A 13,047-nucleotide genomic window follows, 5' to 3' on the forward strand; every position below is an offset into this window, starting at 1 on the left:
ACCGTAGGGACGATCGCGGAGCGATGAGGGAGGAACGGGTGAACTGTCGATGACGATCCGAGGCGTGCTGCGGTGGCCGGAACCCCGTTCGCCCGTCATGCTGGAGGGATGGCGGAGACGATGGACGAGAGGTGGCGGCACGAGCGCGAGCTCGTGCTGTCCGAATACGGCACCTGGCGTCTCACAGCGGACGAGGACGCTCCGGTCGCGGCCGAAGTGGGAACCCTCGAGACCCTGCTGCGCCTGAAGGCGGAGCAGCAGGACAGCCCCGATCCCGGCCGATGGACCGAGGAGCTCGCCACGCAGCTGCTCACCGAGGTGGTGCCGCGCTCCGTGGTCCAGCCCCGTGAGCGCGCGATGGACATGGTGCCGACCCTCGGCCGTTTCTTCACCTACCTCGCCGAGACCGGCCGCTGGGACCAGGAGTCCATGTCCGTCACCGAGGGGCCCGCGATGCTCGATGCGCTCGAGTTCGCGACGCTCGAGGCGGCCGACGATCCCTCCCGCCGGTCGTTCTCCACGAATGTCCTCGGCCACGGATTGGGCCTCGGTGTCGATCTCGAGGACGACGAGCAGCTGGCCGGCTACATGCACTGGTACAACACCCTCCCGGACGACGAGCGGGTGGAGCTCAGCGATACCGGGCGGCTGACGGAGCCGTCGGTGCCCTTCGACCTGGAATCCTCGATGCTGGCCGCACGCGCAGACCATCGCTCGGTCGGTTCCTGGCCATGGTTCCTGCCCGCCCCCGATGAGGGCGACGGCCTCGCACTGGGCGAGCTGCCGCCGGGAGGGGACGAGGAGATCTACGCCGACAACGACTTCGTGCGTCGTGCGGAGGCGATCCTCCGGCTCGTGGCGGAGAAGGGGCCGCGCGTCACCGGGACCGGTGCCCTCGGGCGAGCCGACAGTACCGCGCTGCTCGCGGAGCTGGGTCTGCCCACGGCGGTGCGGACCATGTGGGAACGGCCTGAGCTGGCCGGCCCCTGGATCACGTTGCTGGACGGCGGCTGGCTCGACATCGATGCCGGCCGCGCGCACCGCGAGACCGGGCCGGTGCCGTACATCCCGCAGGAGACCGACGGCGAGCGTTTCGTGGAATTCGGTCATGCGGTGCTCACCGCAGCACTCTTCGGCCGGGACGCCCGCGACAGCGAGGACGGCGGCTTCCGCGGGATGCCCGACACCATCGCGGCCCTGCTGACTGCTTGCGAACCCTCAGGGCTGGTGCTCCACGAGGCGATGTCCGAGGATCCTGATGCACCGCAGGTGCCCGTCGATCCGTCGACCGGCCAATGGGACCGAGAAGAGCTCAGCCGGTTCGTCGCGGTCGAGCGCGATCTCGTCGATCTCGCCGAGATCGGGATCCTCGAGCGGGACGGGCGGCGGTTCACCGGATCCGAGGCAGTGATGGTCGCGCTGGTCGCGCTGATCAAGGACCAGGGCGATCCGCACGATCACGACGACAGCGACGACGATGGCGACGGTGACGGAGGCTGGCCAGACGTCGTCAGCCGCAACCCCGACGCGTAGGACTCCTCGAATCGGCACGCTCGAGAGGCATCCACGCATCCGGCAGCCTCGCCCCGAGGCCTAGGCTTGCTCGTATGGATCCTGCCGCCTCCTATGACTTCTCCGCAGACAGCTCGCGCCTGGATCCGGAGTGGATCCACCGGCTCCTGCGCAGTACCTACTGGGCTCAGGGGCGCAGCCGCGAGGACCAGGACCACCTGCTGCGGACCTCCCGCAACTACGGGGTCTATGTGTCGTCCACCGGGGCTCAGGTGGGATATGCGCGCATCGTCACCGACGAGGTGACGTTCGCGTGGCTGGCAGATGTGGTGATCGATCCGGCCCACCGGCGCATGGGGCTCGGGAGGCTGCTGATCGACGGCCTGCTCGAGGATCTCGCACCCATGGGGCTGAGGCGTGTGGTGCTCAAGGCCTCGCAGGAGGGCCGCGCGCTCTACGAGCAGAAGGGCTGGCAGCTGCTCGACGCTCCCGATGACTGGCTCGAACTGCGCCGCTGATCTCTGCTGCCCAGCCCTCTGCCGCTGCGTTCTGCTGGTGCACTCTGCGCTGGGCAGTGCTCTCTGCTGCGGCGTAGAGCCAGTATATGCCCTGGTGGGGGGCTTGCCACAAGGCCCCCACGGTGCGCAAGACTCACCGGCTGATCACGCAGAGCACGCGGAGCACCGGGGGAACCATGACATCGACCAGCACCTTCAACCTGCCCGAACGGGCAGCGCACAAAGCCGAGCCAGAGCGCATCGGCGCCGACGACGCCCGGTTCCGCCGGATCCGCGAGGCGCTCGCGGCCGACATCGCCGAGGTCCAGCGCAATCTCGACGCGGCGCTGCTGGCCCGGACGGGCGATGCCCAGGGCCGCGTCGAACGAGAGGCGAGCGTGGACCACTTCCGTCGTCGCCTGCGCGGGCTGCGCAGCGTCGAGCTCGACGCCGTGCTGGGACGGATGACTCCGGCCGATGGCTCGCACCCGCTCTATGTGGGGCGCCTCGCCGTGCACGGACCTGACGGGAAACCTCTGCTGCTGGACTGGCGCTCGCCGGCGGCCGAGCCATTCTTCGCCGCCACTCGCGCCGAGCCGAAGGGACTGGCCTCCCGGAGACGCTATCGCTGGGCGGGCGGCCGGATCCGGGACTACTGGGACGAGACCCTGCAGGACGCTCAGCCGGGGGAGAGCGGCGCTGCCGGCACCGGGAGCACAGCCGGCACGAGCCTCGATGAGGAATCTGCTCTGCTGGCCACGCTGGCGCAGGCCCGCACCCCGAAGATGACGAACGTGCTGACGACCCTCGCCGCCGATCAGGACGCGATCATCCGTGCGAGCTCCCGGCGACCGCTGGTGGTCGATGGCGGGCCGGGAACCGGCAAGACCGTCGTCGCGCTGCACCGCACCGCCTACCTCCTCTACACCGATCCCCGCCTGCGGGACCGCCGCGGCCGAGTGCTGGTCGTCGGCCCCCACCATCCGTACCTCCACTACGTCGCCGACGTGCTGCCCAGTCTCGGCGAAGAGGACGTGCTCACCTGCACTCTCGCCGATCTCGTGCCGGAAGGGGCCACGGCCGTCCCCGAGGGAGATCCGCGGATCGCCGCGCTGAAGAGCAGCTCCGCGCTCATCGCCGCGATCGAGCCCGCCGTCGCGCTGTACGAGGAGCCACCCGCCGTGGGGCACGTGCTGGAGACCGAATGGGGGGCCGTGCAGCTCGAGCGGGACGACTTCGCCGACGCCTTCGAGGCGGTCGACCCGGGCACGGCGCACAACCTCGCGCGGGAGGAGATCTGGGACGAGCTGGCCGAGATCGTCGCCGCGAAGCTCGCCGTCGGTGCCGACGCCGACGAGCGTCCGGATCCCGCAGACGTGCGCGGGCCGATGGCCGTCGACGAGGAGCTGGTCGCTCTCGTGCACCGTGCCTGGCCGCTCCTCGAGGCCGCCGACCTCGTCGGAGATCTCTTCGAGGTGCCTGCCTACCTGAGGCGCTGTGCCCCCTCGCTGTCCGCACAAGAGGTCGACCTCCTGCAGCGCGAGAAGGCCCGGGACTGGACCGTGGAGGATCTGCCGCTGCTGGATGCCGCTCGGCACCGGCTCGGCGACCCGAGTGCCGACGCCCGGAGCCGACGTCAGGACGCCGCTCGACGGGAGACCGTCTCGGAGGTCGCGCTGATGAGCGACTATCTCATCGAGTCGGACAGCTCCGACATGCAGGTGATGTCGATGCTCCGCGGGGAGGACCTCCAGAACGCGCTGGCCGAGGCCACCCCGGTGGAGGCGGCCTCCTCGGGCCGGTGGGACGGGCCCTTCGCGCATGTCGTGGTCGACGAGGCGCAAGAGCTCAGCGATGCGCAGTGGGCGATGATCCTGCGCCGCTGTCCTTCGGGCAGCCTCACCCTCGTCGGCGACAGGGCACAGGCGGCGCACGGCTTCACCGAGACCTGGGAGGAGCGCCTGGCCCGAGCGGGCATCGACCGCATCAAGCGGGCCACGCTGACCCTGAACTACCGGACTCCCGCCGAAGTCATGGAGCAGGCGGAGCCGGTGATCCGGGCCGCCCTGCCGGACGCGAACGTGCCCACCTCGATCCGCGAGTCCGGCCTGCCGATCCGGCATGGTCGCCCTGAGCAACTCGAGGAAGTTCTGGAGCGCTGGCTCGCGGAGCACGAAGAGGGCATCGTCGGCGTGATCGGTGAGGTGGAGATCGCACCGCGCGAGCGCGTCCAGGTGCTCACGCCTCGCCTGGCCAAGGGTCTCGAGTTCGACCTCGTGGTGCTCGTGGATCCCGAGTCCTTCGGGGTCGGCATCGACGGCGCGGTCGCCCGTTATGTGGCGATGACACGGACCACGCGCGAGCTGGTGGTGCTCACCTCCTGAACGCGCGGCGGTCCCGGGCGCGCACTGCGGCGGTGCCTTCCGGCCCTCCGGCCCTCCGGCCTTCCGACCTGCCGATCAACGGTCGCGGGTGTGCTGGCCTGAGGCCAGGCCAGCACATGATTCCCACGTGAGCATGGAGTGTGGCAAGCTGTGCGGACACCGCCTGCCCCACCCTGTTCAGGAGCGATCGACGATGACGCTGCGCGCCAGCACGCATGACGGCACCCACCCCCGGCCGACGATGATGCGGGAGACTTGGAGCTCGCTCGACGGCAGCTGGGCCTTCGCGCACGATGACGACGGCGTCGGCCTGGCCGAGCACTGGTTCGAACCGTCGCAGGCCGAGGCCTTCGACCGCGAGATCACGGTGCCCTTCGTGCCCGAGTCCGAGGCCTCCGGCATCCACGAACCCGGTTTCCATCCCATCGTCTGGTATCGCCGCACGATCACCGCGAGCGCGGAGCCGGGCCGACGTGTGCTGCTGCACCTGGGGGCCGTGGACCACGAGGCGCACGTCTGGGTCGACGGGCGCCTCGCCGGTCACCACGTCGGCGGGCAGACCGCGTTCAGCTGCGACCTCACGGATCTCCTGGATGCCGGTGAGGAGCACGTGGTCGTGGTGCGCGCGTTCGATGACCCGCACGACGTCGAGCTGCCCCGCGGCAAGCAGGACTGGCGCGAGGAGCCGCACGGGATCTGGTACCACCGCTCCACCGGGATCTGGCGCAGCGTATGGCTCGAGACAGTCGGCGAGCAGCACGTGACCGCCTTCCACAGCGACTTCGACATGCCGCGCGCCTGCGTGACGGTGAGCCTGCGCCTGGCGAGGCGGCCCGAGCCCGGCACCACCGTGCGCATCGCCCTCGTCGCGGGGGAGGAGCGCCTGGGGGCCGTCGAGGTCGCGGCCCATGACACCCGCGTGGAGACCACGGTCGACGTCCCTGCCGTGCGCAACACGCAGGATCGCGACCGCCTGCTGTGGAGCCCGGAGCACCCGCACCTGGTCGACGTGTCCCTGGAGGTGCTCCGCGACGGCGAGGTGGTCGACGCGGCCGCCAGCTATCTCGGGCTGCGCACCACCGGGATCGATCGTGGCTGGTTCCTCCTCAACGGCGAGCCGTACTTCGTGCGCTCCGTGCTCGAGCAGGGCTACTGGCCGTCCTCCCACCTCACGGCTCCGAGCCTGGAGGCGTACCGCGCGGAGGTCGAGCTGATCAAGGAGCTCGGCTTCACCGCCGCACGCATCCATCAGAAGGTCGAGGACCCCCGCTTCCTGTTCTGGGCGGACACCCTGGGGCTGCTGATCTGGGGCGAGACCGCCAACGCCTACTCGTACTCGCCGCGCGCCGTCGGCGCGCTCATGGGGGAATGGACGGAGATCGTCGAGCAGGTGCGACCCCATCCGTCGGTCGTCACCTGGGTGCCGATGAACGAGTCCTGGGGAGTGCGCGATCTCGCCGACCACGCCCCGCAGAAGGACCTCACCATCGCGCTCACCGCGGTCACGCGCGCCCTGGACCCCAGCAGGCCCGTGGTCGCCAACGACGGCTACGAGATCACCGGCGGCGACATCCTCGCCCTGCACGACTACACGACCGATGCGGAGATCCTCGCGCGCCGCTACCGCGATGAGGCCGCAGTGCAGGACGTGGTCGAGAGCCGGGGCCCGCAGGGACGGCGCCCCATCGACGACGCCGCCCAGCACGTGACCGACGGCGCTCCGGTGATGATCACCGAGTTCGGCGGGATCGCCTACGCCGCCGAGGGCACCTGGGGCTACGCGACCGTGACCACCGCGGAGGAGTTCGAGGAGAAGGTCGGCGGGCTGTTCGCCGCGCTGAACGCGAGCCCTGTCCTCGCCGGGCACTGCTACACGCAGCTCACCGACACTCTCCAGGAGGCCAACGGGCTCGCGGATGCGCAGCGCCGGCCCAAGCTCGATGCGGCGAGGATCCGCGCGCTCGTCACCGGACGTCCGTGAGCAGCTGGACGTCCGTCCCGACCGGACGTCCGCAGACGGCGAGCCGCCCCTGCCCACAGGCAGAGGCGGCTCGCAGCGTCGGTGGCGGGAGGGGTCAGAGGACCCCGCGCATGCGCCGATGGACCGGCTTGGAGATCGCGAGCATGATCAGCCCGATCCCGATGGTCACCGCGCCGAGGACACCGAAGTATGCTCCCTCGGTCTCGGCGGAGTAGAACTGCGCGAGCGCACCGGACAGCGACGTGCCCAGGGCGACCGACAGGTTGTACAGCGCCATCATCATCACCGGGAAGGCAGCCGGGGCCAGCTTGGTGGTGAGCGAGAGGCCCACTGGGGACAGCGAGAGCTCGCCGAGCGTGGCGACCAGCATGATCAGCGCGATCCACAGCACCGGCACCGAGGCCACCGGCACCATCGGCAGGAACAGCAGGAACGCGGCGCCCATGAGCATGATGCCGAGCGAGAACTTCTTCGGCGTGGTGGGCTGGCGCGTGCCGAGCTTCGTCCACAGCGCGGCGAACACCGGTGCCAGCGTGATGATGAAGAACGGGTTGAAGGACTGCGCCCAGGAGATCGGCATCTCCCAGCCCAGCAGGTTGCGGTTCAGCCGCGTGTCCGAGTACAGCGTGATCACCGTGAACTGCTGCTGGAACAGGGCGAAGAACGCCGCGGTGCCGATGAACAGCGGAATGAAGGCCACCACCCGGGAGCGCTCGTCGGGCCCCACCTTCTTGGAGGTCAGCAGCATCGCGAAGATGACGATCGCGCCGACGACCGACAGCCCCACCATGATGTTCGCGAGGTTGCCGGGATTCATCATCCCGGTCGCCACGAGGATCAGCACCACCAGCACCACGAGCACGGCGATGGCCGCCCACAGCAGGTACTTCGAACGGGGGAGGGGATCGGGCACCACGTGCACGGTCTGCGGCAGGGACCTGCGCGTCAGCAGGTACTGGGTCAGGCCGATGGCCATGCCGATGGCGGCGAGGCCGAAGCCGAGGTGGAAGCCCCATTCCTTCTGGGCGAAGCCGGTGACCAGCGGCCCGAGGAGGCCGCCGATGTTCACGCCCATGTAGTAGATGGAGAATCCCGCGTCGCGACGGGTGTCCTTGAGGTCGTACAGCGATCCGACCAGCGTCGCCGCGGTGGACTTCAGGCCGCCGGAGCCGATGCCCACCAGCAGCAGACCGGTCACCAGTCCGGGCACGCCCGGGATGAGCGCCAGTGCGATATGACCGAACATGATCATCACGGCGCTGCCGAACAGCGTCCGCTCGGGGCCCAGCAGCCGGTCGGACACCAGTGCGCCGAGGATCGAGAAGATGTACACCGATCCGCCGTACGCCCCGACGATGCTCAGGGCGACGCTCTCGTCGATCCCCAGCCCGCCGGCGGTGGCCGAGAAGTACATGTAGATCGCGAGGATGCCCTGCATGCCGTAGAAGCTGAAGCGCTCCCACAGCTCGACGCTGAACAGGTTCGCCAACGGCCGGGGCTGGCCCATGAAGGTCTTGCCCGACGGGTTGTGGAGCCGTTCGCTGCTCAGGGCATCGAGGGCTGCGCCGCCGTCGCCGCCCGGACGGTCGGGGGCGGACGTCGGACCAGGATCGTCAGAGGAATTCACGGTGACCGATACTGCGACATCTCGCGAGCCGGTGCCAAGGCCCGGGAGCGCCATGTGACAAGTCAGTCGTCAGTCAGATGTCAGAAAAATACGCTGTCCGGCGACAGGCGCGGGCGACGAGTCCGGGCGGCAGGACCGGCGGTGAGCACGAGGACGCCCACCTCAGTCGCGCGGATCGGGGGACAGGTCCGGCATCTCTCGGATCCCGAACTCCTGGCGCAGCACCCGCCGGGCCGCGTGCCACCCGTTCATCCCGTGCACGCCCGGGCCGGGCGGTGTCGCGGCCGAGCAGAGGTACCAGCCGGTGTCGGCCAGACGATACGGATCCCAGCGCGCGGTGGGACGGGCGATCATGTCCCACATCGTCACCCGCCCCATGGAGATGTCGCCGCCCACCAGCGACGGATTGTGATGGGCCATCTCGGAAGCGGGGATCCCGCGCGAGGTGACGATGACGTCGCGGAAGCCCGGGGCGAACCGCTCGATCTGTCGGGTGACCAGCTCGGTCGGATCGATCGTGCTCCCCGCCGGCACATGTGCGTACGTCCACAGCGGGCGCAGGCCCCCGTGGATCCGGGAAGGATCGACGAGCGACGGATCGCTCACCAGCGTCACGGGATGCTCGGGGACCCGTCCGGCGGCGACCTCCGCCTCCGCTGCGGCCATCTGATGACGGGTGCCGCCGAGATGCTGGGTCCCCGCGAGCGCCACGTCCGGATCCCGCCACGGCACCGGACCGGACAGCACGAAGTCGACCTTCGCCGCGGCGTCACCGTGCCGGAATCTCCGCAGCGCGGCTTCCAACGGGCGCGGCAGTCGGTTGGCGAGGATGTCTGCGGCGGCGCCTGCGGTGGTGTCCAGCAGCACCGCCCGGGCGGGAGGCACGTCGCGCCACGTGCGCACGCGATGCCCGGTGGTGAGCTGTCCGCCGTGGGCCCGGAGATCCGAGACCAGGGCGTCCATGATCGACTGCGACCCGCCGACGGGGATCGGCCAGCCCACGCCGTGCGCGATGGTGCCCAACAGTGCTGATGTCGCGCTCAGCGCGAGCGAGGGCAGGCGCCCGATGGCATGTGCGCCGACGCCGGTGAGCAGGGCGCGGGCGCGCTCGGTGCGGAAGGGGAGCGACCAGGCGGGAGTGCCCTGCAGTCCCAGCAGTGCCCCGAACAGCGGTGCGGCGGCGAGCGTGCGCGGAGTCACCAGGGCTTGAGGGATCGAGCGCTTGTCGCCGAGGGAGAGCTCGACCACCAGATCCTGATCGCGGGAGAGCGCTCCGAGGGTGGCGCGCCAGGCAGCGGCGTCCGCACCGAGCCCGTCGGCCGTGCGCTCCGCGTCGCGCCACGCGATCGCCGCCGGCTCGGCATCCAGGGGCTGCGCGTAGGACGCCTCGGGCGCCACCAGCTCGACCCCGCGGGCCCGCACGTCGAACTTCGTGAAGAAGGGACTGGCGAGGGCCAACGGATGACCCGCCGAGCAGATGTCGTGGAGGATCCCGGGGGCGAGCCCGAGGTCGAGAGTGCGCGCACCGCCGCCGAGGGTCTCCTCGGATTCGAGCACCTGGACGCTGAGACCCGCTCGGGCGAGGGTGACGGCGGCGGCCAGGCCGTTGGGTCCGGAGCCGACGACGACCGCGTCGAACTCGTGGGCCGGGGGAACGCTCATGGAGCCAGCTTAGTCAGGGCGGGGGAGGCGGAGTCAGCGCAGGAGCGTCGACAGTGAGCCCTGATCGATGCGCCCGGACATGCGGTGAGCCGTAGGGAGAGCGAGGAGGGCCCTGTCCGTGGACTGGCCTCTCATTTACGAAACACCGATGTCGCGTAATGTGGAGGGATGGAGACCACGACGACGCCCACCCCGCCCCCTGCCGCCGCCGAGCGCGGGGCACGCCGCCCGCGCAAGCAGGCCGTGCTCGAGGTGATCGGCAAGACCCGCATCACACCGCAGCTGCTGCGCGTCACCCTCGGAGGGGACGGTTATGACGACCTCAACCGCAACGAGCACAGTGATGCCTACGTGAAGCTGCTGATCGCCGATCCGGCCACCGGCCTCACGCCCCCGTACGACCTCGATGCGCTGCGTGAGGAGGCTCCCGAGCAGCTGCCGGTGCGCCGCACCTACACGGTGCGCCGCTGGGACGACGAGGCTCGCACCATCGACGTCGACTTCGTCCTGCACGGCCACGGTGAGGACGCCGGCACCGCCGCTCGCTGGGCCGACGAGGCGCTCCCGGGCGACCGCATCGCGATGAACGGCGCCGGCGGCGGATACACGCCCGACCCGGCGTCCACCACGCACCTGCTGATCGGCGATCACGCCGCGGTGCCGGCGATCGCGGCCTCGCTGGAGACGATGGACCCCGGCGCCACCGGCCTCGTCCTCATCCACCTCGATGAGGAGTCCGACGTCCTCACCCTCGAGCACCCCGAGGGCATCGAGGTGCGCTGGGTGATCGGCGAGCGCGAGCAGCTGCTCGACGCGGTCAGCGCGCTGGACCTCGAGACGGACGGGCTGCAGGTGTTCTGCCACTGCGAGCGCGGCCTCACCAAGCAGCTGCGCCGGGTGCTCGTCAAGGAGGCGGGCATCCCGCGGGACCAGATCTCGATCTCGGCCTACTGGGCCCTGGGCCGGATCGAGGACCAGTTCCAGGCCGAGAAGCGCGAGGCGATCGGGAAGATCGATGACTGAGATCGCTGGGATCGCGGGGACTGCTGAGATCGCTGGGATCGCTGGGATCGTGGGGACCGCTGAGATCGCCGGAACCCGTGGGGTCGCTGGGAGAGCAGAGCCAGCGCTCTCCGAGGTCTCGACCGCGGCCGAGCGGACCCGATGACCGACGGGACGGAGCCGCCCTCGCTGGTCGTGGGTGACGACGGGCTCGCCCGCCCCGCCTGGGCCTCGGTGCACGAGGACCTGCGTACCTATTACGACACCGAGTGGGGCCTGCCGGTGCACGATGAGCAGGGCGTCTTCGAGCGCCTCGCCCTCGAGGGCTTCCAGTCCGGGCTGTCGTGGGCGACGATCCTGCGTCGCCGCGAGGGCTTCCGCCGCGCCTTCGCGGGCTTTGCTCTCGAGCCCGTCGCGGCATTCGGCGAGCAGGAGGTGGCCGAGCTCCTCCAGGACACCGGGATCATCCGCCACCGCGGCAAGATCGAGGCCACGATCGCCAACGCCCGCGCGGCCATCGCCCTGCGTGAGCTGGACGGGCTCGGGCCGCGCGGCGATCTCGGGCCCGGCAGCCATCTGGGTCAGCTGGTGTGGTCGTACCGGCCCGAGCGCACACCGCAACCGGCTGCGCCCGCCGAGGTGCCCACCACGAGCACCGAATCGGTCGCCCTCGCCAAGGAGCTCAAGCGCCATGGCTTCCGCTTCGTGGGCCCCACCACGATGTTCGCCCTGATGGAGGCGCTCGGCGTGGTCGACACCCACCTGCTGGGCTCGCATCGTCGCGGCAGCTCCGGCGTCTGGGCCGAGGACGGCACCCCCGCCTGACCTCACCGCCCCCTGCCCCGGGCGGTCGGCTGACCGTCGGTGCCCCGTGACCGCGCTGCGCGCCACCGACGCAGGTGGCGCAGGCTCTCGCTCGAAGAGCCCGGAGGACCCGGTGCGAACTGCGGTCGCCCGACGACGTCCACAGTCCGTCATATTCTTCGCGAGCTCCGCTGGACCTGATGTGTGATGTGTCAGCACGCGCCGCATCCAGCGCGGAAAACGGCAACGATATCGGGGAGGCCGACGTGAGCACTGCATCCATCCACGCGGGCTGGAGAGCCGAGGACATGCACGGCGCCGTCACCCCTCCGATCTACAGCTCGAGCGCCTACGCGCACGACGACCACAGCTCGTTGAAGAACCTCTTCGCCCGGCGCAGCGAGGGCTTCGCCTACTCCCGCTCCGGGAACCCCACCACCGCTGTGCTCGAAGAGCGCATCTCCGCCCTCGAGGGCGGGATCGGAGCGATCGCGGTCGCCAGCGGGCAGGCGGCCACGACCGTCGCGCTGTGCGCACTGCTGGAACCGGGCAGCCACGTCGTCGCCTCCGAGCTCCTCTACGGAGGCACCACCGAGTTCCTCGATGACACCCTCGCTGACCTGTCCGTGACCAGCACGAGCGTGGACCCGTGGGACCTGGAAGCGTGGGAACGGGCGATCACGCCCGATACCCGCGCCGTGATCGTCGAGTCCATCGCCAATCCCGGTGCGCAGCTCGTGGACCTCGACGCGATCAGCGCGATCGCCCATGCCCACGACGTCCCGGTCGTGGTCGACGCGACCCTGTCCAGCCCGGCGCTGTACCGCCCGGGCGAGCACGGGGCCGACGTGGTGGTCCATTCGGCCACGAAGTACCTCTGCGGCCACGGCACCACCATCGCGGGGCTGATCGTGGACACCGGCAGCTTCGATCCGCGGCGATGTCCCGACCGATGGCAGCGCCTCACCACGCCCAACCGACGCTTCGGCGTCACCTTCGCGGACGACTACGACCGCGGCGGCTCCGGACTGCTGTCCTACGCGCGCGCCAAGTACGTCACCGATTTCGGGGCCACGCTCCCCGCCACCAGCGCCCAGCAGATCCTGGTGGGCATCGAGACCCTCGATCTGCGCATGCGCAAGATCAGCGCCGACGCCACCGCTCTCGCCGCTCGCCTGCACGGGGCGACCGGCGTGGAGCGCGTCAACCACCCCACGATCCCCGGCAGGCCGGACGCCGCTCTCGCCGCGCGAGACTTCCCCCACGGCACCTCCGGAGTGTTCTCCCTCGACCTGGCAGGAGGAGAGACCGCCGCCGCGGCCTTCTGCGATGCCCTGGAGCTGTTCACCCTCGCCGTCAACATCGGCGACGCCCGCTCGTTGGTGTGCCACCCGGCCACCACTACGCACTCCCACCTGCGGGAGGAGCAGCGCCGGGCGTGCGGCGTGCTCCCCGGCACGGTCAGGCTGAGCATCGGTCTCGAGGACATCGAAGATCTCGCTGCGGACCTCGACCGGGGCCTCACCGCCGCCGCCCGGGTCGGGAACGACCGCGCCACGTCGGCCGCCGCCGCGGCAC

General features: G+C 70.5%; 9 protein-coding genes. 7 read left to right on the plus strand and 2 right to left on the minus strand.

Translation table 11 applies throughout. From position 1 onward, the window contains the following. The first annotated feature begins 108 nt into the window (after positions 1-108). From CIK81_RS10915 to CIK81_RS10930, 4 genes are all read left to right on the plus strand, one after another. Entirely contained in the window at positions 109-1,533 is a 1,425-nt protein-coding gene (locus tag CIK81_RS10915; RefSeq protein WP_176485644.1) for a hypothetical protein, read from the plus strand. Positions 1,534-1,607: 74 nt separating this feature from the next. Beyond that, a complete protein-coding gene (locus CIK81_RS10920; protein ID WP_096166056.1) occupies positions 1,608-2,030 on the plus strand; it encodes a GNAT family N-acetyltransferase in 423 nt (140 codons plus the stop codon). Between the two features lie 176 nt (positions 2,031-2,206). Then, positions 2,207-4,393, plus strand: a complete 2,187-nt coding sequence (gene helR, locus CIK81_RS10925) for an RNA polymerase recycling motor ATPase HelR (RefSeq protein ID WP_096166057.1) — start codon at positions 2,207-2,209, stop codon at positions 4,391-4,393. Positions 4,394-4,586: 193 nt separating this feature from the next. Then, on the plus strand, positions 4,587-6,374 hold the full coding sequence (locus tag CIK81_RS10930) for a glycoside hydrolase family 2 protein (protein WP_114355691.1): 1,788 nt from the start codon (positions 4,587-4,589) through the stop codon (positions 6,372-6,374). Between the two features lie 94 nt (positions 6,375-6,468). Here the strand turns inward: CIK81_RS10930 and CIK81_RS10935 are convergent, their stop codons facing one another. Together CIK81_RS10935 and CIK81_RS10940 are read right to left on the minus strand one after the other, a co-directional pair. After that, a complete protein-coding gene (locus CIK81_RS10935; protein ID WP_241964124.1) occupies positions 6,469-7,881 on the minus strand; it encodes a peptide MFS transporter in 1,413 nt (470 codons plus the stop codon). Positions 7,882-8,163: 282 nt separating this feature from the next. Beyond that, entirely contained in the window at positions 8,164-9,663 is a 1,500-nt protein-coding gene (locus CIK81_RS10940; protein WP_096166060.1) for an NAD(P)/FAD-dependent oxidoreductase, read from the minus strand. 168 nt (positions 9,664-9,831) lie between these two features. Between CIK81_RS10940 and CIK81_RS10945 the strand changes: the two genes are divergently transcribed. The 3 genes from CIK81_RS10945 to CIK81_RS10955 all read left to right on the plus strand — a co-directional run. Beyond that, on the plus strand, positions 9,832-10,686 hold the full coding sequence (locus CIK81_RS10945; RefSeq protein WP_096166061.1) for a siderophore-interacting protein: 855 nt from the start codon (positions 9,832-9,834) through the stop codon (positions 10,684-10,686). 141 nt (positions 10,687-10,827) lie between these two features. After that, entirely contained in the window at positions 10,828-11,490 is a 663-nt protein-coding gene (locus CIK81_RS10950; RefSeq protein ID WP_096166062.1) for a DNA-3-methyladenine glycosylase I, read from the plus strand. A gap of 245 nt (positions 11,491-11,735) precedes the next feature. Beyond that, positions 11,736-13,047: O-acetylhomoserine aminocarboxypropyltransferase/cysteine synthase family protein (locus tag CIK81_RS10955; protein ID WP_147272353.1), on the plus strand; the 1,312-nt coding region annotated here is incomplete at its 3' end.

Origin of the sequence: Brachybacterium sp. JB7 (assembly GCF_003335205.1) — a bacterium.
Lineage (GTDB): Bacteria > Actinomycetota > Actinomycetes > Actinomycetales > Dermabacteraceae > Brachybacterium > Brachybacterium alimentarium.